At 60.8% G+C, this 24486-nt stretch carries 17 protein-coding genes and 1 pseudogene; 11 read left to right on the forward strand and 7 right to left on the reverse strand.

The window, feature by feature from the left end:
- Positions 1-2: 2 nt before the first annotated feature.
- Complete coding sequence (locus tag LT42_RS12880) at positions 3-1154, forward strand: acyl-CoA dehydrogenase family protein (RefSeq protein ID WP_037013614.1); 1152 nt, start codon at positions 3-5, stop codon at positions 1152-1154.
- 57 nt (positions 1155-1211) lie between these two features.
- Here the strand turns inward: LT42_RS12880 and LT42_RS12885 are convergent, their stop codons facing one another.
- Positions 1212-6521 (reverse strand): M35 family metalloendopeptidase, encoded by a 5310-nt coding sequence (locus LT42_RS12885; RefSeq protein WP_037013615.1) that lies wholly within the window; start codon positions 6519-6521, stop codon positions 1212-1214.
- A gap of 231 nt (positions 6522-6752) precedes the next feature.
- The gene (locus LT42_RS12890; protein ID WP_037017230.1) at positions 6753-7316 is read right to left on the reverse strand and encodes an NADPH-dependent FMN reductase; all 564 of its coding nucleotides are present in this window, start codon (positions 7314-7316) and stop codon (positions 6753-6755) included.
- 329 nt (positions 7317-7645) lie between these two features.
- On the opposite strand from LT42_RS12890, the gene LT42_RS12895 reads away from it, so the two are divergent.
- Positions 7646-7858, forward strand: coding sequence for a hypothetical protein (locus tag LT42_RS12895; protein WP_037013616.1), 213 nt, complete (start codon positions 7646-7648; stop codon positions 7856-7858).
- A 62-nt stretch (positions 7859-7920) separates the two neighbouring features.
- On the opposite strand, the gene LT42_RS12900 is transcribed toward LT42_RS12895, so the two are convergent.
- The 4 genes from LT42_RS12900 to LT42_RS12915 all read right to left on the reverse strand — a co-directional run bounded on the left by LT42_RS12900 (position 7921) and on the right by LT42_RS12915 (position 10836).
- Complete coding sequence (locus LT42_RS12900) at positions 7921-8505, reverse strand: GNAT family N-acetyltransferase (protein ID WP_037013618.1); 585 nt, start codon at positions 8503-8505, stop codon at positions 7921-7923.
- An 89-nt stretch (positions 8506-8594) separates the two neighbouring features.
- On the reverse strand, positions 8595-9359 hold the full coding sequence (dnaQ, locus tag LT42_RS12905) for a DNA polymerase III subunit epsilon (RefSeq protein ID WP_037013620.1): 765 nt from the start codon (positions 9357-9359) through the stop codon (positions 8595-8597).
- A gap of 219 nt (positions 9360-9578) precedes the next feature.
- Entirely contained in the window at positions 9579-10031 is a 453-nt protein-coding gene (rnhA, locus tag LT42_RS12910; protein WP_037013623.1) for a ribonuclease HI, read from the reverse strand.
- Positions 10032-10077: 46 nt separating this feature from the next.
- On the reverse strand, positions 10078-10836 hold the full coding sequence (locus tag LT42_RS12915) for a class I SAM-dependent methyltransferase (protein ID WP_037013625.1): 759 nt from the start codon (positions 10834-10836) through the stop codon (positions 10078-10080).
- A gap of 119 nt (positions 10837-10955) precedes the next feature.
- On the opposite strand from LT42_RS12915, the gene gloB reads away from it, so the two are divergent.
- From gloB to fabI, 9 genes and pseudogenes are all read left to right on the forward strand, one after another.
- Positions 10956-11735, forward strand: coding sequence for a hydroxyacylglutathione hydrolase (gene gloB / locus LT42_RS12920; RefSeq protein WP_037013626.1), 780 nt, complete (start codon positions 10956-10958; stop codon positions 11733-11735).
- A gap of 99 nt (positions 11736-11834) precedes the next feature.
- Positions 11835-11888, forward strand: a pseudogene (locus tag LT42_RS26545) (lytic transglycosylase domain-containing protein); the annotation flags it as partial.
- Between the two features lie 123 nt (positions 11889-12011).
- The gene (locus tag LT42_RS12925) at positions 12012-13448 is read left to right on the forward strand and encodes a lytic transglycosylase (RefSeq protein ID WP_420806906.1); all 1437 of its coding nucleotides are present in this window, start codon (positions 12012-12014) and stop codon (positions 13446-13448) included.
- A 263-nt stretch (positions 13449-13711) separates the two neighbouring features.
- Positions 13712-15538 carry an extracellular solute-binding protein gene (locus tag LT42_RS12930; protein WP_420806907.1) on the forward strand — a complete coding sequence of 609 codons (1827 nt, stop codon included), beginning with the start codon at positions 13712-13714 and terminating at the stop codon, positions 15536-15538.
- Positions 15535-17430 (forward strand): extracellular solute-binding protein, encoded by a 1896-nt coding sequence (locus tag LT42_RS12935; RefSeq protein ID WP_081955386.1) that lies wholly within the window; start codon positions 15535-15537, stop codon positions 17428-17430. Before LT42_RS12930 ends, LT42_RS12935 begins: the two co-directional genes overlap by 4 nt.
- Position 17431: 1 nt before the next feature.
- Entirely contained in the window at positions 17432-18505 is a 1074-nt protein-coding gene (locus LT42_RS12940; protein ID WP_037013631.1) for a microcin C ABC transporter permease YejB, read from the forward strand.
- A 1-nt stretch (position 18506) separates the two neighbouring features.
- Positions 18507-19526, forward strand: coding sequence for an ABC transporter permease (locus LT42_RS12945; RefSeq protein WP_037013632.1), 1020 nt, complete (start codon positions 18507-18509; stop codon positions 19524-19526).
- Position 19527: 1 nt separating this feature from the next.
- Positions 19528-21138: an ABC transporter ATP-binding protein gene (locus tag LT42_RS12950; RefSeq protein ID WP_037013634.1), complete on the forward strand. Its 1611-nt coding sequence runs from the start codon at positions 19528-19530 to the stop codon at positions 21136-21138.
- Between the two features lie 19 nt (positions 21139-21157).
- Positions 21158-21952: an enoyl-ACP reductase FabI gene (gene fabI / locus LT42_RS12955; protein WP_037013635.1), complete on the forward strand. Its 795-nt coding sequence runs from the start codon at positions 21158-21160 to the stop codon at positions 21950-21952.
- Between the two features lie 646 nt (positions 21953-22598).
- Here fabI and LT42_RS12960 read toward each other — a convergent pair.
- The gene (locus LT42_RS12960; RefSeq protein ID WP_037013637.1) at positions 22599-24473 is read right to left on the reverse strand and encodes a SurA N-terminal domain-containing protein; all 1875 of its coding nucleotides are present in this window, start codon (positions 24471-24473) and stop codon (positions 22599-22601) included.
- Between the last annotated feature and the right edge of the window lie 13 nt (positions 24474-24486).

A 24486-nucleotide genomic window follows, 5' to 3' on the forward strand; every position in this document is an offset into this window, starting at 1 on the left:
CTATGCAAGATCTTGAACTGACCGAAGAACAAGTGATGATCCGCGACATGGCGCGAGATTTTGCGCGCAATGAAATCGCCCCCCACGCGCAGGCCTGGGAGAAAGCCGGCTGGATCGACGACGCGCTCGTCGCCAAGCTTGGTGAGCTGGGCCTGCTGGGCATGATCGTCCCCGAGCAATGGGGCGGCAGCTACATCGATTACGTGGCCTACGCCTTGGCGGTCGAAGAAATCTCCGCCGCAGATGGCGCCACCGGCACGCTGATGAGCGTGCACAGTTCAGTGGGCTGCGGGCCGGTCCTCAACTATGGCAGCGAGGCGCAGAAACAGCAGTGGCTGGAAAAACTCGCCAGCGGACAGGCCATTGGCTGCTTCTGCCTGACCGAACCGCAAGCCGGTTCCGAGGCGCACAACCTGCGCACCCGTGCGGAGCTGAAAGACGGTGAATGGGTGCTCAACGGCGCCAAGCAGTTCGTCAGCAACGGCAAACGCGCGCAGTTGGCGATCGTCTTTGCCGTGACCGACCCTGAGTTGGGCAAGCGTGGCCTGTCGGCATTTCTGGTGCCGACGGAAAACCCGGGTTATCGGGTCGACCGCCTGGAACACAAGATGGGCATCCGCGCCTCCGACACTTGCGCGGTGACGCTCAGCGACTGCCGCATCCCCGCCGACAACCTGCTGGGTGAGCGCGGTAAAGGCCTGTCGATCGCCCTCTCCAACCTGGAAGGCGGGCGCATCGGCATTGCCGCTCAGGCGCTGGGCATTGCGCGTGCGGCATTCGAAGCCGCACTGGGTTACGCCCGCGAGCGCGTGCAGTTCGACAAGCCGATCATCGAACACCAAAGCGTCGCCAATCTGCTGGCCGACATGCACACCCGTATCAATGCCACGCGCCTATTGGTGTTGCACGCCGCACGCTTGCGCACGGCGGGCAAACCCTGTCTGTCGGAAGCATCGCAGGCCAAGCTGTTCGCCTCGGAAATGGCCGAATGGGTGTGTTCCAAAGCGGTGCAGATCCACGGGGGCTATGGCTATCTGGAGGATTACCCGGTGGAGCGATATTACCGGGACGCACGGATCACCCAGATATATGAAGGCTCCAGCGAGATCCAGCGGCTGCTGATCGCTCGCGAGCTGCGGCATTACGCGCTGTAACGGGCAAGCCGGCTCGATGTCGAGCCGGGACCTGCTTCATTGCGGCGGTCGTAACGTTCAGAGCGTTGGCAATACAAAATTGTGCCGCCCTAGACGCAGTATCAACAGCGTCACCGAGTCGGCGTTGGCCAGCAGGACACGGCTGCGTTTTTGCGCATCGCTCAGAAACACATGCCGTGCCTCCTCCAGCGTGCGGGTCTTGGTCAGTGCAAGAACGGCGTTATACGCCTCGCTGTCCTCGGGATTCAGATCCCCCCACTCGCCGTCCTTCATGTGTACAAACAAATCTTCCCGGTGACTGGTGTGGGAAAGCCCCTCGTTCTGCAGCCGCTCCAGATCCGCCTTGAGCTGAATGCTGTTGGCACTGTCGGCGACGATCAGGTCTGGGTACGGCGCGGCGGTTTCCAGGTACGCGATGTCGTGTGTGCCCAGAACCAGATGCGAAAGCTCATGAATCAAAGTGGCCGCACGGTGATGGGCCGGCATGTCAAAATCCGGCGCGCTGGCGCTGAGCGCGAATGGCGGAACTTCGAAAAACCGCTCCGTCAGGAACACCCTCCTCTTGGGGTCCGACCTGATGATGAACGCCACCGTATTCTCGTTACCCGGGCGGGTGGACCCCACCACAAAGCGCGGCGATGAATAAGGCGACAGCGAAGCATCCATGACCTCGTCGAACAGCGCCTTGATCGTGCGCTCGGTCTCGATCAACAGGTCCGCGCCGGGCGGGGTCACGCCAAAGAAGTCGCCGACGATCTCAAGCACGCGCTCGTCCACCGGCATCTCCGGGGTGTGCACGTTCAGGTTGTCGAGGCAGTTTTCCAGATAGCGCTTGGCTTGCAGGTGCGCTTCGCCGATGTTCAGCGCCCGTTCACGGTAAATCTTGCGAATCTCCGGCATGCCCGTGGCTTCGATGATCAGCGCGTCCTCGGCCGTGGTTTCGGCACCTTCGGCGCGCATCTTGGTCAGCAGGCCACCGCCGCCTTTCAAGCCTGCATCGAGGTCCAGCTGCCAGCGCTGGTGCCCGTCCAGCTTGAGGCCGGGCCCAGGGCTGCCGTCTTCGCCGGTGATCAGCCAGCGGCCATCCTCACTGCGGCGCTGGACTTGATACACCCGCCCCCCGACTGCCGCGTAAACCTTCTCGGTCTTGCCATCCAGGTAAAGGCTCAACAATTCATCGCGCTTGAGCTCGCTCAACGAGACGTTTCTGGCCTCCAGCGCGTGCAAGCGCTTGAGCTGCTCGGGGGTCAACCGTAACCCTGCCCACTCGAAAGTGGTCGAGGTGGACTCTTCACCCGTCGACAGCTCGCCGGCAATCAGATCATCCTTTTCGGCCTGCTCGCGTGCCGCCGCCATCACGCCCAGCGCAGCCGAGAATTCGGACAGGGCCTCGCCCCAACGACGCCCCGAAGCAGACGCCGCCGAAGCACGAAACAAGGTATGGCTTTGCCACAGCGCGACCATCGTGGCGAGTTTGCCTGGCAAGAGGCTCAACACCTGTTCCAGCCCCAGCAGGCCAAGAAACTTACTGGACGCTTGATCCGCCTGCGCGGTGGTCACTGTATTCGCAACGCCCATGTCGATCAGCAGGTTTACCGTGTCCCTGAACATGAAGTGGAGTGCATTGCCCTTCTCCTCTGCCAGTGCCACCGTGACCGGCCCCGGTGCCCGCGTCGGAACATCGCCGAAACCCTCGGCGAAAAACGGCAAATGGGGTTCGATGAACCCCCCATGCTCGTAACGTCTGCGCACCTCGGCCTCAAGACGATCCAGAAGCATCTGCTGCAACAGCTCATCGTTGCGGATATCGGCCAGCAGCGCGGCCGAGTCCGGGTACTCACGAAACACGAAGCCCGGATGGACGATCGCGTGCAGGACAACAGGGCCTGCGCCAGGGTCGCGCGGGCAAATCAGGTACATCCCCTTCACCGTATCCGGCGTCATGCCTTCGTCAGCCACCAGCCGAAGGGGGCTGATGATCACCGTGCTGTCGTCCACCGGCACGCGGGCGATCCCGTCCGGCATCTCGACGATGCGGGAGATGAACGCATACGCGCGCTCGCTCAGGGTGCCCTCGAGTTTTTGTTGCATTGCCACGGCCTGCAGCATCGGCGGGAACTGATCGACGTACAGTTTGAGACGCCTGGACCAGTCCGGCGCCGCAGGATCGAGTGATCGACGCAGCAATGCCAGGAAGGCAGTACCGACATCCACGTGCCGGACCATGCTGCGCAAATAGTGAGGGGTGAGCAGACTGACCGCGTCGGGGTGTTTGGCGGATTCCACCGTCAGCATGCCGTCCGGGATGTCGACGAAACGGTTGACCGCATAGTCGGTTAACGATTCGCGAGTGACGACGGTGGCTGCGGGAACGCCCGAGGGTATTTGTCCCAAGCCGGGCAAAGCAGGCACATAGCGGCGCAAGGTGATGGTGATCTGGTCCGGGTCCCAATGCTTCTCGGGAAAGTCCCTGGCGAACTGATCGAGTAGCCGGTCGCGCGCATATTCACCCAGCGGCGGGATGCCGAACAGGAAATCCTCTCCATCGCTGGTCGCCAGGTAGTAACGGCGCCAGATCGCATTGTAGGTCTTCAGGTCAGTGACAGACGCCGTCCGCAGCCATTGGGGCAGCAACTCTTCGAACAGCGTGCCGTCGAGGCGTAATGCCAGGCTGTCGAGCATGACGACAAGTTGATCATCGAGCTCGGTAGATCGGGCCAGTGCGCCAAACAAACGTGCTTCGAATCGACAGCGTCGTGCGCGTGCACACAGTTGCTCAAGACTTTGCTGCTGCCGGTCGAAAATAGTCTGCTGCAACGCTTCGATCGCATGTCCGTCCACCCGCTGCAGGTTCAGGCGCATCGGTGCATCGCGATCCTGCGCCAGTAAATGACGCAGCAGCAGTTCTCCGCGCACATCGAGCAATCGCAGCCAGCGCTCGCGGTGCGCGCCGCGCAGGGCGCCGAGCACTTTGGCACTCAACGCCTGCATCGAATCGTAATTGCGCCAGCCGCGCGCGCCGACCCACAGAAGCACCCCGGCCGTCGGGTTTTTCGGTTGCCACAACACCAGGCAATCACTCATGGCAATGCCGGTCTGGTCGCCACAGGCCAGCGCAACGGTGAACACTTCAGTCATCGCCGGACCAGCGATGGCTCGCAACTGCCTCACGGGCGCATCCAGCACCTGTCGGACCACGTCTATCGACGCTTCCGACAACACCGCCATCCGTTGGCGTAGCGCCAGGTCCAGGCGCAGCGCGTCTTCGCGCAAACCCAGCGCCACGGCCACCGGCTGCAGTTGCCGGTTGCCCAGCCGGGCGACGCCCGTGCGGGAATGCTTGAAGCGCTCCAGATAGCGCTCGGTGAAATCGATCGCGGCGTGTTCGATGGCCAAATCGATCAGTTCCAGATCTACAGACACGTCGGGGCTGCCTGTCTCAAACACGATCTGCGCGCCAGGCACAACAGGCGCCCTTCGGTGCCCGCTTACGTGTTCAAGCAGCAGTGAGACGAGGTCCATCGACACCGCTTCAAGGGACTCGCTCACCACCACCGCGCCCGTTTCAACATCGGACGCATCCACCGGGGATGATTCGAGCCAGCGCACCCTCACATCACGTGCCCGCAAACGGATGCCTGACGCCACGCAGACATAGGCTTGCAGCGCGTTTTCGGCGTAACCAACAAGGACGTTGTCCAACTCGCGCAGGTGGGCGGCGCCCGCGTCGGAATCCTCGGTGCGCTCCAGCCACGAAGGGGCCAGCTGTTGCGCGGTGGGTCGGGTGCTCCGTGCACTGTCGGCAACGGCCAGTACCGTTTCGGAGGGATCAATGCGTGAACCCACCTGGATCAGATCGTCTGCGTCAGAACTTGCCCACGTGCGAGCGAAGTTCAGCGGCATCTCACGGCTCCAGCGTCCTACGCTGAAATGCTGCTGACAGGGATCGATGAGCTGACGGACGTCCAGGGCGTCGTCGATCATCGCCGAACGCTTCTCTGGTTGCGTAATGACCGCCCACGCCCAGCGCAGATTGCGCGCCTGCATCGAGAGGATCGACTCGATCCGCTCCTCGAATAACGGCCCGGCAATGGCCTCGAACGACAATTCCAGCCCATCGACTTGCAGCAATCGATGTTGATCAGCCAGGGGCACGGTCGGCCTCAGAAGCTCGCGACCTTCAGGGCTGGAGCAGAATGCGCTGAGTGCTGCAATGCCCTCGAATCGCCTGAAGTCGTGCTCTGGCGTAAACCACAGGAGCGAATGGCCCGTCGGTGCAGTAACGACCCAGGCAAATGTGCCGGCCATGGGTGTCTCCACGCCGTCCTCCCAGTGCAGCCTCAGCCGCACGCAGCGCGCATCGGTGCCGCCCGCATCGGCTTCGGCCCACAGGCACTTCTGCAGCGCGGCCGACTCCTGCGCCAAAACGGTACCGTCGTGAGCGCGTTGATACAGCCTGTGAAGGAGGCTCGCAGTGTAGCGTCGCCGCGCCAGGTCACGCATGGGCTGAGCCTCTGCAGGACCGCTCCAGAACTGCGCAAGCCGCTGCGCGAAGTGGCCGGGCAGCACCTGCACCGTGTTGCGCAATGCCTGAGCCAGAAGATCGGCATCGCCGACACTGAGTATCCGGCCTTCGCTATCAAGGTATTGCCGTGCGGAGGCAGCGTGTTGCCCGCTGCTGCACACATCTTCGAACGCAAGTTGCGCCAGGGTTTGCGTGGTCAGCATCACCTCGGCTTCGGACTGCGAAGCCGGCTGGATAACCCGCACCAATTGCGTCGCGGCGTCGAGTGTCAGATGGGGCAACAGGCGCTGCAATTGAAAATCCAGCGCTGAAGTGACCGTGCTGAAAAGACTGGGCGTGCCCCGGAACTGCTCGGTGAATTGCCGGACCGAATTGGCCTGAAACTCGACGATGGCGCGCATCTGGGCGAGGAACACATCTCCCTCGATCTTTTCGTATTCGTAAGCGACCGAGCGGCTGCCGTGGGCAAACTTCGTGATCAGTGCGTTCAGAAGTTGGCGGCGGTTATCGAATGCCTCGAGCCCCGCAGCATGCGTGAACAAAAAGATCCGCGCGTCGGCAACATGCCGCTGGCTGATCAACAGCGCGGAGGACAACTCCAGCGACAAAGGCGTGCCGTCCTCGGTCAACAGCCGGTCAACCCGCACGGGGCCGGCATCCACCGCCAAGCTGGCAGCGGGGGCGATGGCGGGCACAACAGGCGCAGGCGGCAGCGCCAGCGGTTCAAGCCAGGCCCGCTCTGCAGGCTGAAGCCGACCTGAGCTCAGGCCGAGGTCGAGTTGATGGAGGAAGCGCTGCCGAAGAGAAGCGCTGTGGAAATAAGAGGTGATAACCGTGGACATTGCAGCTCCTTGGGCAAACGCCCACGCGGCGCAGAGCCGGGCGTGGGCAGGGAAAGCCAGGGAGCGTAGAGAACAAATTCGAGGCGTCTGCGTTACATAACGCTGTACACGGGCGGGGGGATTCGAGGTTAACTGGCGAAGACGCGGCGCGCGCCAGCCGCTCAGATGCCGAGCCTGACCACGCCCGGCGCCAGGCAGCGGGATCAATCAGGCTCGTACAGGGGCCGCTTGTTACGCTTTCAGCGTGCGCTCTACATGGCCGGCGAAGGCATCAATGATGTTCTGCAGGAACGGCCGGGTTTTCTCGTTCAGCTTGCCCTGCTCGTCAAAGAAGGTGCCCGCGTTGCCCAGGTAGGCTTCGGGCTGCTGCATGCACAGGACGTTGAGGAACACAAAACACTGACGCAGGTGCTGGTTGGCGCCAAAGCCACCGATGGCTCCCGGTGAGACGCTCACCACCGCCGCCGGCTTGGCACTGCCCCAGGCACTTTTGCCGTAAGGGCGCGAACCCACGTCGATGGCGTTTTTCAACGCGCCCGGCACCGAGCGGTTGTACTCCGGGGTGACGAACAGAAAACCGTCTGCTCCCTGCAAGGCTTCACGGAAAGCAGCGTAGGCAGCAGGTGGTGAATCGAGGTCGATGTCCTCGTTATACAACGGCAGGTCACCGATTTCGACAATGCTCAGCTTCAGGCTGGACGGCGCCAGTTCGGCCAGTGCGTGGGCCACTTTGCGGTTGATGGAGTCTTTCCTCAAACTGCCGACGATGACTGCAATTGTATGAACCTGGCTCATGAAGCGGACCTTATGCGGTGGTTGGAACCCACAGTTATAGATCAAAGATGCGCGCAAATCTGCGTTGTTTTTCCGCTGGTAATCATCGAAGTGATCGATCTGGCTGTTGGATGCAGAACGCACGGCTCAACCAAGGCATGCTACCGTCGGTCGCGACCGTTTCACCGCAGGTCAAAAAACTCCCCCTTGAAACGGGCATCTGAAGGCCTTGGGTGAATAAGCACCCGGTGGAAATTTCAGAATTACCTTACAAGCGGACACGGTTTATTCACTTGCAGTGTTAGGATGCAGGCGAAAACGAGCAGTTATTTCCAGAGGTTACAAAGCAAATGGCTTCAGTTCTAGTTGGGCAATTTCATGCCAGGGATGAAGAAGGTCGCATCTACCCCGTGCAGGAATTCCGTGAATCCCAGCCTGTGGCGGCGGACGGCACCGAGCCCGTTTCCACTTATCGCCTGGCCATTGGCGACCGTGTCAGATATCTCGGTGGCGAAGAGTTCGAGTTGGTGCAGTCGGGTATCAAATTGACGCGCGTTGTCTGACGCCCCTTAAAGCCGAGCGCTCGCCGCAGGTGACTGCGCAGCGCCGCATGCGATGGCGCGGCTTACGAAGGCTCTGTTTGGCCCACCTCAGTTGGGTCAAACAGCAAATACCAGAAAATGGCTGACTCCCGTGTCGCGGGCTCGATTGCGCGATAACGCAGATGGTCCACGCCGCCGACCACAAACCCATAGTCCTCATATAACTGGCACGCCCCCAGGTTGTTGTTCTGGGTTTCCAGCGTGATCCCCGGCAGCCCCCGCTTGCGACTCCAGAACTGCGCCACGTCCAGCAGCCTGCGCGCGACACCGTTGCGTCGCGCCTGCGTGTCGACCGCCAACTCATCGATGTGGGCGAAGCCATTCCAGTGCTGACTGACCACCACATGCCCCACCGGCTGCTCATCAAGCCAGGCCACCAGCACGGTGCTGTCCGCTGCGTCGCGATAATTGCAAAACTCTTCGGAATCGATGCCGTAGTTTTTCAGGTATGGCTCAACCGGATCTACCTGCCACTGTGCAACAGGCGCGCCGATCTGCACCTGGGCGTAGCCGGAGACGGTGAAGGTGAATTCGCTGTTGAGAATGTAATCCTCGAAGCACTCGTCAGCGACACGAATACTGAACGTCGGGCTGGACGTGTCCACCATGAGCCTCCTGCACCGTTGCCGGGATCGACATCACCTTTATCAAAGGCCGCTGGCTGGCGCCAACATGGCCTGTTGCGCCGCTGTCTCGGTCAGGCTTGCGCCTGGCTTTGTGCTTCTAGCAGTTGGGTCCACAAGGCCGGGGCGCCAGCGGACTTTTCGATCACTGCCAGCCGCGCCTGGTGCTCGGCCAATTCGGCTTCGCTGGCGAGGATGATGCGACCTGGGGTGCGATTGGCGATGCGGCGGATTTCGGAAGGACGATCGCCCCCCCCCTCGCCGTCGTTGTTGCCGGCCAGCGACAGCGTCGTCTGGCCACCGGTCATTGCCAGATAGACTTCGGCGAGGATCTCCGAGTCGAGCAATGCGCCGTGCAGTTCACGACCGGAGTTGTCTACGTCGTAACGCTTGCACAACGCATCGAGGCTGTTGCGCTGCCCGGGGTGGCGCTCGCGGGCCATGGCCAGGGTGTCGAGAATCGAGCAGTAACTGCTGAGGTTGGCGCGGTCGTGCTGACCGATCAGCGCGAACTCATTGTTCAGGAAGCCGACGTCGAACGCCGCATTGTGGATGATCAGCTGGGCGCCTTTGATGAACTCGAAGAATTCGTCGGCCACCTCGGCAAAACGCGGTTTGCCGATAAGGAACTGGTCGGTGATGCCGTGGACGCCAATGGCGCCCTCGTCGCTTTCCCGATCCGGCTGCAGATAAACATGGAAGTGCCGCCCGGTCAGGCGTCGCCCGATCAGCTCGACGCAGCCGATTTCAATGACCCGGTGCCCGTCGGTAACGGGCATACCGGTGGTCTCGGTATCGAGGACGACCCTTCGTTCAGTGATGATGTTTTGTACAGTCATTGCCTACCGCCTCAGCTTCAGGCGCGGATATTAGCATGGGGGTTTTGGGATGTGCGCGCGCGGCTATCGCCTTCTGGCGACGCGCGAACGCTGTTTCTGCAGGAGCCGGCTTGCTGGCGAAAGCGTGTCAGGGATGAAGATGTCGCCTGAACGCATGTATCGCCGCCAGCAAGCCGGCCCCTACAGTCGTGATCATCAGCGTCAACGGGACTGTGTTGATCAGGCGTGTTTGATCCCGCGCACTTCATCCACGCCACGGTTCGCCAACTGGTCAGCGCGTTCGTTGCCGGCATGGCCGATGTGCCCGCGCACCCACTTCCAGCTGACATTGTGCCGGCCGACTTGCTCGTCCAGCTGCTTCCACAGATCGGCGTTTTTCACCGGCTCCTTGGCCGCCGTCTTCCAGCCGCGTTTTTTCCAGTTGGGCATCCACTCGGTGATGCCCTTCATCACGTACTGCGAGTCGGTGACCAGCACCACTTCGCAGGGCCGCTTCAGCTCTTCCAGGCCGCGAATGGCACCCAGCAACTCCATGCGGTTGTTGGTGGTGTTGGCTTCACCGCCCCAAAGTTCTTTTTCCACGCCCTTGCACACCAGCAATGCGCCCCAGCCGCCGGGGCCGGGGTTGCCTTTGCAGGCGCCATCGGTGAACAGTTCAACGGTATCGCTCATTGCAGTGTTTCCAGAAATTGAGAAAGCCAGGGCGCCAGCCTTTGGATCAGGACTCGGGGGTGCGCCGATTGACCTTGGCCATCGGCAGGGGCAGCAATTTACCCATCGGCTCGCGACGCGGCATGCGCACGGGTCGCAGCCCTACCCCCATCTTGCGTGCGATCAGCAGATAGAAGCCGCCCCCGGGACTTTGCCAGCCATCGCCAAAACGTTCGAGTCCGGCCAGGCGGGCCTGCCACCTGGGCGAAGCAAGCGGCGGACGATAGCACCCGAAGCGGCGTTTCTCCAGCGCGAAGCCCAGCAGGTTGAGCCAGTCGCCGACCCGCGAAGGCGAGATGCAACGCGCCTTGCGCAGGGCATCGTTGGCGAAAAAATGACGGACTCCCCACGTGCTCCAGGGGTTGATGCCGACAATCACCAGATGCCCGCCGGGACGCACACTGCTGGCGGCCTCGCGCAGCAGGCCGTGGGGCGACAGGCAAAAATCCAGGCCGTGCTGCATCACCACGACGTCGGCAGCATGCTCACTCAATGGCCAGGCCTGCTCTTCGCACACGATCTCGACCCCCGGCAGCGGCGCACCGAGCCGCACGTTGCGCTGCACCTGCTTTGCCGTCGGAGGTGTCTGTGCGGACGGGCCGTAATGCACCAGATAACCGCCAAAAAAGCGCTCGAGCTCTTGTTCGAGAACGCGGCTTTCTTCCTCCAGCAATAACTGTCCCAAGGGCCCGGACAGCCAATCGCGGGCGGAGCTGATCAGCTCAAGCCACTCGGGGTCGGCCTGGGCGAACGCTTCATCGGTCATTTCCGGTCTCCTTGTGGGGGCGATGCGAGCCGTGAGTCGCCTGGTGCGCGCGAGGCTCGCCTCGGCCCTGTTCAGACTCTAAGATGCTTCTCTATGTTTCCAGCCAAGCGAACCGCGCCATGATACAGGTCGATGCCCTGCCCGCTTTCAGCGATAACTACATCTGGTTGTTACAAGACAATGCCGCCAAACGCTGCGCGGTCGTCGATCCCGGCGATGCAGCCCCCGTGATCGCCTGGCTTCAGCGCAATCCTGACTGGCGCCTGAGTGACATCCTCATCACCCATCACCATGCCGACCATACCGGCGGCGTCGCGCAACTCAAGGCACTCACCGGCGCCATGGTATACGGCCCGGCCAGCGAGAACATTCCGGCACGGGACGTCGCGCTGGCGAACAACGATGAGCTCACCGTACTCGGCCTGACATTCGCCGTCCATGCAGTTCCCGGACACACCTTGGGCCACATCGCGTTTTATCACGCCGATGAGCGTCAGCCTTTGCTGTTCTGCGGCGACACGCTGTTTGCTGCCGGCTGCGGCCGCCTGTTCGAAGGCACGCCCCAGCAGATGCACGCGTCCCTGAGCCGGCTCGCCGAACTGCCCGACAGCACGCTTGTTTATTGTGCTCATGAATACACGCTGAGCAATCTGCGCTTCGCCGTCGCCGTCGAGCCCGACAATGCCGATGTAGCGCAACGGTTCGAGCAAGTCACCCAATGGCGGGCACAAGATCGTATCAGTGTGCCCTCTACGCTGGCGCTGGAGCGCAGGACGAACCCGTTTCTGCGAGCCTCGGTCAGCTCGGTGAAACAAAAAGCAGACGAACGGAGCGGAACCGACAACGCAACGCCCACAGAGGTCTTTGCGGTGCTGCGGGCGTGGAAAGATAAGTTCTAATCGGGCGGCAAATCGGTACGGAAATTCTGAAAGGTTGACCGTTACCGAGCCGCTTTCTAGAATCGCCCGACATTTTCGCCTGGAACTATTCCCCAGCCAATGTCGTCATCCATACGCAAAACCATTAATTCCGACACATTGACTCGGTTGGCCCAAGCGATCGCAGTGATTGCGAGCGCCACATTGGCAGGCTGCCAGAGTACCGGCAGCCTGGAATCCGGGAACGGCGCAGGCGCTTCCCATTCCGTTGCCAGCACCAAACCCAAACCTGTTTATATCGCGCGCAAACCTGTCCCCCTGGCCCCTCCCCATGATGTCTGGGAGCGGATGCGCCAGGGGTTTCAGCTGCAGGACGGCAACGATCTCAATCCGCGCATTGACCAGCAGCGTCTCTGGTACGCCAACAACCCTTCGTTTCTCGAAACTGCGGGCAACCGTGGCAGCCTGTACATGCACTACATCGTCGAGCGCCTGGAAGAACGCAACATGCCGCTCGAACTGGCGTTGCTGCCAATCATCGAGAGCGCCTACAACCCCATGGCGTTGTCGCGCAGCGATGCCGCAGGGATCTGGCAGTTCATCCCGTCCACAGGCCGCTACTTCAACCTGCGACAGACCAACTTCTACGATGGCCGGCGCGACATCACAGCGTCGACCACGGCGGCGCTGGATTACCTGACCAAGCTTCACGACATGTTCAACGGTGACTGGCTGCTGGCACTGGCCGCCTACAACGCCGGTGAAGGGACGGTCAGCCGCGCCATCGAGCGCAACGACAAGCTCAACCTGCCAACCGATTACTGGAACCTGCCCCTGCCGCAGGAAACCCGCGACTACGTGCCGAAACTCCTGGCGCTGTCGCAGGTGGTGATGTCGCCAGACGCCTACGGCGTCAACCTCAACCCGATCGACAACAAGCCCTACTTCCAGGTCGTCGAGCTGAATCAGCGCATGGACCTGTCGAAAGTGGCGGCCATGGCGAACATCGACGAAGACGAACTGGTCCAGCTCAACCCGGCATTCAAAAAGCGTCTGACCATCGACGGCCCGCAGCACCTTCTGGTGCCAACGTCGAAATCCCAGTTGCTGACGGCCAACCTGTCAAACATGAAGCCTGAAGAGCTGGTGGACTGGCAGCAGTATCGCGTGCGTCCGGGCGACAGTCTGGCCAGCATTGCCAGTCGCTACAAAGTGTCGACCAACACGCTCAAGGACCTCAACAAGCTGTCCGGCAACCAGTTGAAACGGGGTCAGGCCCTGACCATTCCGGTTCAACCGGGCATGCAGACCGCGATGCCGGTGTTTGAAGAAGTCGCCGAAGTCGACGAGAAGCCTGTGCGCACCCGCACTTACCGGGTGAAGAAAGGCGACAACCTGGTGCAGATCGCGCGCATCAACAAGGTCGACGTCAAGGATTTGCAGCACTGGAACAAGCTGTCCGGCCAGAATTTGAAGGTCGGCCAGACCCTTGTGATGCAGGACAACAGCAAGCCGGCGAAGGCCTCCTCCCGCGCAGTCGCCAAGGCCGACAGCAGCAGCAAAGGTGAAGACGCCGGCAAGAAGTCGATGCAATACAGAATTCAGAAGGGCGATTCGATGTACCTCGTCGCCAAGCGTTTCAACGTCGAAATGCAGCACCTCAAGCGCTGGAATCCGCGCAGCGGCCAGGCCCTCAAGCCAGGCCAGACACTGACGGTGTATCTGCCACATTGATAACTCGCGCGCTATGCGAATGCTCCCTGCAGGAGCGACCGGGGTGGCGCTCCACCTTGCCCGCGAACGCGGTCTTCCAGACGCTGATGCGCTGCCTGACAAACTTCAATCGCGGGCAAGCGCGCTCCTACAGGTCGGGACGCTCCAGCGGTGGTCGAACGTAACGCCCCAACAACCGGCATTGCCTCAACGTCCCTGCTCTTTTTCCAGCCGATACAAGCTGTTACTGTTACCGACCGCTGCCTGGATCGACCGCCGACTTGATACGCACCCTGCTGCTGACTTTCAGCCTGGTCTTGAGCACAACAGCCGCCGCGACCCTCAGCGAAAGCCATGGTTACGCACAATTCGGCCTGCTCAAGTACCCTGCCAGTTTCACGCATTTCGACTGGGTCAATCCTGAGGCGCCGAAGGGTGGCACCCTGCGAATCATGGCCAACGGTACATTCGACACCCTTAACCCTTACACCTTCAAGGGCAGCAGCCCGATCTCGACGCCCAACTTCGGCCAGTACGGTGTCAGCGAACTCAATGAACCGCTGATGGTGGGCACCGGCCAGTACGATCCGTCCGGGGACGAACCCACCTCCAGTTATGGCCTGATCGCCAAAACCGTCGAGTACAGCGAGGACCGTAGCTGGGTGGTCTTCAATTTGCGGCCCGAGGCGCGCTTTCACGACGGCAAGCCAATTACCGCCTACGATGTCGCGTTTTCCTACAGAACACTGCTCAAGGACGGCCATCCGCAGTACCGCACCGCGTTGCAGGAAGTACAGCGGGTGGACATCCTCAACCGTCACCGCATCCGTTTCGTGTTCAAACGCTCCGGCAACCCCCTGCTGATTCTGCGCCTCGGCGAGTTGCCGGTGCTGCCGCAGCACTACTGGAAGAACCGTGACTTCAAGGCGACCTCCTTTGAAGCGCCCCTGGGCAGCGGCCCTTATCGCATCACCCAGGTGCGGCCCGGTCGCAGTCTTGTGTTCGAGCGGGTGAAGGACTACTGGGGCAAGGACTTGCCGGTCAACCGCGGTAAATACAACTTCAACCGCGTCGAAGTAGAGTTCTACCGCGACGCCGACGTGGCGTTCGAAGCCTTCAAAGCGGGCGAGTTCGACATTTACATCGAGCACCAGGCCAAAAACTGGCTGACCGGCTATGACTTCCCGGCGGTGGCCGACGGCAAGGTGATCAAGGCGCAGATCCCGCACCAGATCCCCACCCAGACTCAAGGGCTGTTCATGAACACCCGGCGTGGCGCATTCGCCGACATTCGTGTGCGTGAAGCGCTGGGCCTGATGTTCAACTTCGAGTGGACCAACCGCACGTTGTTCAATGACGCCTACAAGCGATCGACCAGCTATTACCCCAACAGCGAGTTCACATCCAGTGGGCTTCCTGCGGGCCGCGAGTTCCTGATGCTCGCGCCCTACCGGGAGCAACTACCGGCCAATCTTTTCACGCAGCCCTTCGCGGTGTCGAAAACCGACGGCGGCGGCGTTCCGCGCGATTCCATACGCAGGGCGCTGGCCCTGTTGGCCGATGCCGGCTGGACGTTCACCGAACGCGGCCTGACCAACAACGCCGGCCAGCCGTTGCGTTTCGAAATACTTCTGGTCAATCCGAATCTAGAACGAATCCTGCAGCCCTACATCGAAGACCTCACGCGCGTCGGCGTGGATGTCCATCTGCGCACCGTTGACCGCGCGCAATACAAACAGCGCCTGGACCAGTTCGATTTCGACATGATCCTGATGACTCTCAATCAGACCCTCAGTCCCGGTCTGGAACAATGGCAGTACTTCCACTCCAGCCAGGCCAGCATCAAAGGCAGCAAAAACTACGCGGGGGTGGCAAACCCGGTGGTGGACAACCTGCTCAATCAACTGCTGGCGGCCAAAACGAGGGACGATCAGGTGGCCGCAACCCGCGCGCTGGATCGCGTGCTGCTCTGGCAGCACTACATGATCCCCAACTGGTACCTCAACAATCACCGTCTGGCGTACCGCAACCGGTTCGCCATGGTCACCACCCCGCCCTACACCCTGGGCCTGCGTGCGTGGTGGCTCAAGCTTTCGGAGAAAACCCAATGACTGCCCTGCGCTCATTCGCCCGCGCTGGCGGCCTGTTCCTGAGCCCGTTCGTGCTTGCCCCGCTGCTGTTGGGCGTGGCAGGTGCATCCCGGGCGGCTCCGCAACACGCCATCACCCTCTACAACGAGGCGCCGAAATACCTGGCCGACTTTAAACACTTCGATTACGTGAACCCGGATGCGCCCAAAGGAGGAATCCTGCGCAGCGCCGGCTTTGGCGGTTTCGACAGCCTCAATCCGTTCATCAGCAAGGGCGTACCCGCCGACGACATCGGCCTGATCTACGACACCCTCGCCCGTCAGGGCCTGGACGAGCCGTTTACCGAATACGGCCTGATCGCGGCAAAAATAGAGAAAGCCCCGGACAACAGCTGGGTGCGCTTCTACCTGCGACCCGAAGCGAAATTCAACGACGGCCATCCCGTCCGCGCAGAAGACGTGGTGTTCAGCTTCGACACGTTGATAAAAGACGGCTCACCCCTGTACCGCAGTTATTACGCTGACGTGGACCAGGCCGTTGCCGAAAATCCGACCACGGTGCTGTTCAAATTCAAACACAACGATAACCGCGAGTTGCCGCTGATTCTCGGCCAGCTTCCGGTCCTGCCCAAACACTGGTGGGCCAGTCGCGACTTCAGCAAAGGCAGTCTCGAAATCCCGTTGGGCAGCGGGCCGTACAAGGTGGTCGAGGTCAAGGCCGGACGCTCGGTGCGCTATGAGCGGGTCAAGGATTACTGGGGCAAGGACTTGCCCATCAACAAGGGCTTTTACAACTTCGATCGGCTGTCGACCGATTACTACCGCGACAACACGGTAGCGCTCGAAGCGTTGAAAGCAGGTGCCTTCGACTTCTGGCAGGAAATGGCCGCGAAAAACTGGGCAACGGCGTACGACGTTCCGGCCGTCAGACAGGGCCGCCTGATCAAAGAGGAAATTGCCAACGGCAACCCTCAGGGCATGCAGGGCTTTATCTTCAACCTGCGCAAACCGATGTTTCAGGACGTGCGGGTACGCCAGGCCCTCAGTCTGCTGCTGGACTTCGAATGGACCAACAAGCAGTTGTTCTTCGGCAGCTACACCCGCACCAAAAGCTATTTCGATAATTCCGACATGGCGTCCAGCGGTTTGCCTACGCCTGCCGAGCTGAAAATCCTCGAACCCCTGCGCGGCAAGCTGCCGGAATCGGTCTTCACCGAGGCCTTCAAACTGCCGGTGACCGATGGCAGCGGCATCATTCGCGAACAGCAGCGCAAGGCGTTTCAGCTGCTCAAGGAGGCCGGCTGGAAAATCGTTGGCGACAAGATGGTCGACACCGAAGGCAAGCCGGTCACCATCGAATTCCTCCTCGCCCAGACCGAATTCGAGCGCGTGCTGTTGCCTTTCAAACGCAACCTGGCCGACATCGGCATTGACCTGGAAATTCGTCGTGTCGACGTCTCGCAGTACATCACCCGCCGCCGCTCCCGCGATTACGACATGATCGTCGGCAGTTTTCCGCAGTCCAGCTCACCGGGGAACGAGCAGCGCGAGTACTGGGATTCATCCGCTGCCGACAAGCCGGGCAGCTACAACGTCATCGGCCTCAAGGACCCGGCGGTCGACACCCTGGTGAACGGCCTGATCAATGCCGATTCGCGCCAGAGCCTGATCGATCACACCCGCGCCCTCGACCGCGCGCTGCTGTGGGGCTATTACGTGATTCCGAACTGGCACATCAAAACCTGGCGCGTGGCGTATTGGGATCACCTGGGCCATCCGGGCAAGACCCCGCTCTACGACATTGGCACCGTGACGTGGTGGGTCAAGCCTGACGCGACGCCGGCCATTCCGGTGCAGGTCGCGCCGGATCAGGCTCAGCCAGACACCGAGCAGCCCAAGGGCGCGGAGCAATAACATGCTGGCCTACATTCTGCGGCGCCTGCTGCTGATCATCCCGACCCTGTTCGGCATCCTGTTGATCAACTTCGTCATCATCCAGGCCGCCCCGGGCGGGCCGGTCGAGCAGATGATTGCCAAGCTCGAAGGCTTCGAAGGCGCCACCAGCCGCATCGCCGGTGGTGGCGCCGAAGTCTCGGTAGCCGGCTCGACTTACCGCGGCGCACAAGGCCTGGACCCGGCGCTGATCAAGGAAATCGAGCACATGTACGGCTTCGACAAGTCGGCGCCCGAACGGTTATGGATCATGGTCAAGAACTACGCGCAGCTGGACTTCGGCGACAGCTTCTTTCGTGACGCCAAGGTGATCGACCTGATCGTCGAGAAGATGCCGGTGTCGATCTCGCTGGGGCTGTGGAGCACGTTGATCATGTATCTGGTGTCGATCCCGCTGGGCATCGCAAAAGCCACGCGGCATGGCAGCCACTTCGACGTCTGGACCAGTTCGGCGATCATCGTCGGCTACGCCATCCCGGCGTTTCTGTTCGCCATCCTGCTGATCGTGGTGTTCGCCGGTGGCAGTTATTTCGACTGGTTTCCGCTGCGTGGACTGACCTCCAGCAACTTCGATGAAATGACCTGGCTGGGCAAAGTGGGTGATTATTTCTGGCACTTGGTATTGCCGATCACCGCCCTGGTCATCGGCAACTTCGCCACCATGACCCTGCTGACGAAGAACAGCTTTCTGGACGAAATCGGCAAGCAGTACGTGGTCACGGCCAAAGCCAAGGGCCTGACCCAGCGCCGCGTGCTGTACGGCCACGTTTTCCGTAACGCCATGCTGCTGGTGATCGCCGGGTTTCCCTCAGCCTTCATCGGCATTTTCTTCACCGGCTCGCTGCTGGTGGAAGTGATCTTTTCCCTGGACGGCCTGGGCCTGATGAGCTTTGAAGCAGCCATCAATCGCGACTACCCGGTGGTGTTCGGCACGCTGTTCATCTTCACCCTGCTGGGGCTGGTGGTGAAACTGATCGGCGACCTGACCTACACGCTGGTGGACCCACGCATCGACTTCGACCGCAGGGATCATTGATATGACGTTGTCCCCTCTCAATCGACGCCGCTTCGAACGGTTCAAGGCCAACAAGCGCGGCTGGTGGTCGTTGTGGCTGTTTCTCCTCCTGTTTGGCGCCAGCCTGGGCGCCGAACTCATCGCCAACGACAAGCCGCTGGCCGTGCGTTACGACGGCGAATGGTATTTCCCGGTGTTCAAGCGCTACCCGGAGACCACCTTCGGCGGTGAGTTTCCGCTGGAGGCCAACTACAAGAGCCCCTACATCAAGGAGCTGTTGGCGGCCAAAGACGGCTGGACGCTGTGGGCGCCGATCCCCTTCAGCTACCAGAGCATCAACTACGACCTGAAAGTCCCGGCACCTGCCCCACCCTCGCAGGACAACCTGCTGGGCACCGACGACCAAGGGCGTGACGTACTGGCGCGGGTGATTTACGGCTTCCGAGTGTCAGTCCTGTTTGCCCTGACGCTGACGATCCTCAGCTCGATCATCGGCGTGATCGCCGGCGCGCTGCAGGGTTTCTACGGCGGTTGGGTCGACTTGATCGGCCAGCGTTTTCTGGAAATCTGGTCCGGGTTGCCGGTGCTGTATCTGCTGATCATCCTCGCCAGTTTCGTCCAGCCCAATTTCTGGTGGCTGCTGGGCATCATGCTGCTGTTTTCGTGGATGAGCCTGGTCGACGTGGTACGCGCGGAGTTTCTGCGCGGCCGCAACCTTGAATACGTGCGCGCCGCCCGGGCGCTGGGCATGGAAAACGGCGCGATCATGTTCCGCCACATCCTCCCTAACGCGATGGTATCGACCATGACCTTCATGCCATTCATCCTGACCGGCGCGATTGGCACCCTGACCGCGCTGGATTTCCTCGGCTTCGGTCTGCCCGCTGGCTCGCCGTCGCTGGGGGAACTGGTAGCGCAAGGCAAATCCAACCTGCAGGCGCCCTGGCTGGGCATCAGTGCCTTTGCGGTGCTGGCAATCATGTTGAGCCTGCTGGTGTTCATCGGCGAATCCGCCCGCGACGCGTTCGATCCGAGGAAATGACATGAACCAGGACAATCTGATCGAAATCCGCGATCTGTCGGTGGAGTTTGTCGCAGGGAGCAACGTTCAGCGCGTGGTCGAGGGCATCAGCTTTGACATCCGCAAGGGTGAAACCCTGGCCCTGGTCGGCGAAAGCGGATCAGGCAAGTCAGTCACCGCTCATTCGATTCTGCGGCTGTTGCCCTACCCGCTCGCGCGCCACCCCAGCGGAACGATCCGCTACGCCGGTGACGACCTGCTGCATGTCAGCGAGAAACGTTTGCGGGGCATTCGCGGCAACCGCATCGCGATGATTTTCCAGGAACCGATGACATCGCTGAACCCGCTGCAGTCCATCGAAAAACAGATCAATGAGGTGCTCGGCCTGCACAAGGGGCTGACCGGCAAAGCGGCAACCCGGCGGACGCTGGAGTTGCTCGAGCTGGTCGGCATTCCGCAACCGGCCAAGCGTTTGAAAGCCCTGCCGCATGAGTTGTCCGGTGGTCAACGGCAACGCGTCATGATCGCCATGGCCCTGGCCAATGAGCCCGAGCTGTTGATCGCCGACGAGCCGACCACCGCGCTGGATGTGACGGTCCAGCTGAAAATCCTCGAACTGCTCAAGGAATTGCAGGCGCGGCTGGGCATGGCGTTGCTGCTGATCAGCCACGATTTGAACGTCGTCAGGCAAATTGCCAACCGAGTATGTGTCATGCAGCGCGGTTGCATCGTCGAACAGGCATCGTGCGAAGAGCTGTTCCGCGCGCCGCAGCATCCGTACACCCGTGAACTGCTCAGCGCGGAGCCCAAAGGTGGCCCGGCGAATAACCCGCCGGGTGCGCCCCTGCTCGAAGTTGAGGACCTGCGGGTCTGGTTTCCGATCAAGAAAGGCGTGTTCAAGCGCACGGTCGATCATGTCAAAGCGGTCGACGGCATCCACTTCAGTCTGCCCAAGGGTCAGACGCTGGGGATTGTCGGCGAAAGCGGCTCGGGCAAATCGACGCTGGGCCTGGCGATTCTGCGGTTGATTCGCAGCGAAGGCGCGATACGCTTTCATGGCCACGCCCTGGACGAGCTCACACAGCATCAGGTCAGGCCGCTGCGGCGCCAGATGCAGGTGGTGTTTCAGGACCCGTTCGGCAGCCTGAGCCCGCGTATGTCGGTGTGTGACATCGTCGGCGAAGGCCTGCGGATTCACAAAATGGGCACGCCGGTCGAGCAGGAAGCTGCGGTGATCGAAGCGCTCAAGGAAGTAGGCCTGGACCCGGCAACCCGACACCGTTATCCCCATGAGTTTTCCGGGGGGCAGCGGCAAAGGATCGCCATCGCACGGGCATTAGTGTTAAAACCGGCGCTGATTTTGCTGGACGAGCCGACGTCGGCCCTCGACCGCACCGTTCAGCGCCAAGTGGTGGAGCTGTTGCGCTCCCTGCAAACCAAGTACAACCTGACGTATTTGTTCATCAGCCATGACCTGGCGGTGGTCAAGGCGTTAAGCCACCAACTGATGGTGGTCAAGCAAGGCCAAGTGGTTGAACAAGGTGTGGCAGAAGACATCTTCGCTGCACCGCAACATCCTTATACACAGCAGCTGCTGGAGGCCGCCTTTTTGGCGCCGGCAGCTGTCGATTAACCTGAAGAGGAACAAAACAATGGGTTTTCTCGCCGGTAAGCGCGTCCTGATCGTCGGTGTCGCCAGCAAATTGTCCATCGCATCCGGTATCGCTGCCGCCATGCACCGTGAAGGCGCTGAGCTTGCCTTCACGTATCAGAACGAAAAACTCAAAAAGCGCGTGGAAGAATTCGCCGAAAGCTGGGGTTCGAACGCTGACCTGTGCTTCCCTTGCGACGTCGCCAGCGACGAAGAAATCGCCAAGGTTTTTGAAGAGTTGAGCAAGAAGTGGGACGGTCTGGACTGCATCGTGCACTCCGTGGGCTTCGCACCGGGCGACCAACTGGACGGTGACTTCACCCAGGCCACCACCCGTGAAGGTTTCCGCATCGCCCACGACATCAGTGCCTACAGCTTCGTGGCCCTGGCCAAAGCCGGTCGTGACTTGATGAAGGGCCGCAACGGCAGCCTGCTGACGCTGTCGTATCTGGGCGCCGAGCGCACCATGCCGAACTACAACGTGATGGGCATGGCCAAGGCCAGTCTTGAGGCCGGCGTTCGTTACCTGGCCCGCAGCCTGGGCCCTGAGGGCACTCGCGTCAACGCGGTATCGGCTGGCCCGATCCGCACGCTGGCGGCCTCGGGTATTTCCAACTTCCGCAAGATGCTGGCGGCCAACGAAGCCCAAACTCCGTTGCGTCGCAACGTGACCATCGAAGAAGTGGGTAACGCGGGTGCTTTCCTGTGTTCTGACCTGGCTTCCGGTGTCAGCGGCGAGATCATGTACGTCGACGGCGGTTTCAACACCACGGCGATGGGTGATCTGGAAGGTTGATCGCATAGCGGGTCTCCGGCGCTTGCTTCGGGGAGCGCTGCCCAACGTGTAGAAGCCGGCGTGCTGGCGAAGACGGTGGATCAGACGGCCATTTGGCTGGAGGGTCTGCCGTTTTTTTTCGTGCTGGGTTTGCCAGTCGGGTTTTGCGGCGTTCGTTATAGGCGGCCTGACGGCCTCGGGCTTCGCCTTCGGCGAGTTAATTGGAAAGGCGTTTGGCCTGCACCCACGTCGCGATAGGTGTCGTCTGGGCTTTATGTGTATGAAGATCAAGATCAGAAGCGAAGCGCGCGGATCAAAGGCCTCCCGGCCAAGCCAATCCCACTTGGGACGCGCTGTTTCAAAAATCTTTGACCGATCATCGTCGTACCTGACTGAACGCATTTTTTTGTAGGAGCCGGCTTGAACTGGCGAACGCGGCGGATCAGGAATGAATACGTTGACTGACAGAATGCATTCGCCAGCAAGCCGGCTCCTACGATGAAATCGCGGTCATCCAGTGGACCGGCTTTAGCCGAGAAGCTGTTGCTGTGATCTTGTCTCAAACCCAACATTGCGGGTCCCTTCAAGCACGTAGGCCAAATACCGGCCACAAAAAAGCCCCGACTCTCACGAGTCGGGGCTTTCTGTTAACCGCGTTCTACGTCGATCAATATTTCTCGATCTTCGCCGCCGCTTCAAGCTGCGCGCGGTACGCCGCGAAATCCTGCTGGCCCTCACGGGACGCCAGGAAGCGACGGTATTGGCTCTTCTCCTCATCCGTCGCCGGAGCGGCCTGATTGACGCCATTCAAGCGCACAATCACAAAGCTGCCATCCGCTGCAGTCAGGCTGCCATACAACGGCTTGTTCTTGCCCTCAGGTTTGGGCATACGGAACAGCGCCTGCAGCACTTGAGGCTCAACACCTTCCTGGCCGCGTGAAGCCGCTTCCACCACCTTCCAGCTCTGACCGTCCTGCTTGGTCGCTGCATAAGGCACCTTGCCGTCACGCAGGCCTGCCAGAAGCGCCTCACCGCGTGCCTTCACCGCATCGCTGGCATGCTGCTTCGCCAATTGCGCGCGGATCGGTGCCGATACCGCTTCCAAAGGAAGTTGCTCCGGCTGACGATGCTCCTTCACATGCACCACCACGACCGTCTCGGGGTCCAGTTCCAGCGCGGAGCTGTTGGAGCCCTCTTCCATCACTTCCGGGCTGAACGCGGCCTGGATAACGGCTCGGTTGGCTGCAACCCCTTCACCGCCCTCACGACCGAATGGCGCAGTCGTTTTCACTTTCAAGCCCAGGTCCTGAGCAGGCTGAGCCAGATCCGATGCTTCGAAAGCAGCATCTTCGAGCTTCTTGCTCGCATCGACGAACTTCTGCTCGACCTGCTGGGATTTGAGATCGTTGGTCAGCTTCTCCTTCAGGCTGGCGAACGTCGGCACCGATGGCGCTTCAACACCCAATAGCTTGATCAAGTGCCAGCCAAACTGACTGCGAACAGGCGCGGATACCTGATCCTTGTTCAGCGCGTACAGCGCGTCTTCGAAGGCCGGGTCATAGACACCCTTGCCGGCGTAACCCAGGTCACCGCCTTTGGTGGACGAGCCCGGATCCTGAGAAAACTCCTTCGCCAGTGCGGCGAAATCTTCGCCTTTGGCCACTCGCTGCTGGATCTCTTCGATCCTGGCTTTCGCCTGAGCGTCAGTAGTCTTGTCGTTGACTTCGATCAGGATGTGCGCCGCACGACGCTGCTCTGCCAGGTTGGCAATCTCTTTCTGATAGGCCGCCTGCAGGTCTTCATCCTTAACCGACACCTTGTCGAAGAAAGACGACTTCTTCAGCTCGATGTAATCAAGCACCACCTGCTCGGGACTCAAGAACTCCTTCGCATGCTCATCGTAGTGAGCCTTGATCTCGTCATCCGTTACCTTCACGCTCGACGGGTCTGCGGGCAGCGTCAGCGTAGCGAAATCGCGGGTCTGTTTTTCCAGACGCGCGAAGGCATCCACTTGAGCGTCAGTCACAAATGCACTGCCGCCGATACCGGCGCGAATCTGGCCGATCAGCATTTCCTGGCCCAGAATCTGGCGGAACTGAAGACGCGTGTAACCGAGCTGGCGAACCACCTGGTCAAAGCGATCGGCGTTGAATTTACCGTCAACCTGGAATTCAGGCGTCAGCAGGATCTGTTGGTCCAGTGCCGCCTCGGAGAAACCGAACTTCGAATCAGCGGCGCCCTGCAAAAGCAGTTTGCGGTCGATCAGGCCCTTAAGCGCTGAATCACGCAGCATCTTTTCGTTAAGCATCGCAGGATCGAAATCCTTGCCCAGCTGTTGCATCAGCTGACGGCGCTGCATTTCAACAGCCTGACCCAGTTCAGCCTGAGTCACTTCTTCGCCATTGACCTTCGCAGCATCCTGCGAATGGCTGGTAGCCCTGAAAATGGCATCAAAGCCGGTCAGGGCCATCAGAGCGATGATCACCCCGATAATGGTCTTGGCAATCCAGCCTTGTGAATTGTCCCTGATATTCTGCAGCATGCGTCCCCCAGAG

The sequence above is a fragment of the Pseudomonas lutea genome (genome assembly GCF_000759445.1).
In the GTDB taxonomy this organism is placed as follows: domain Bacteria; phylum Pseudomonadota; class Gammaproteobacteria; order Pseudomonadales; family Pseudomonadaceae; genus Aquipseudomonas; species Aquipseudomonas lutea.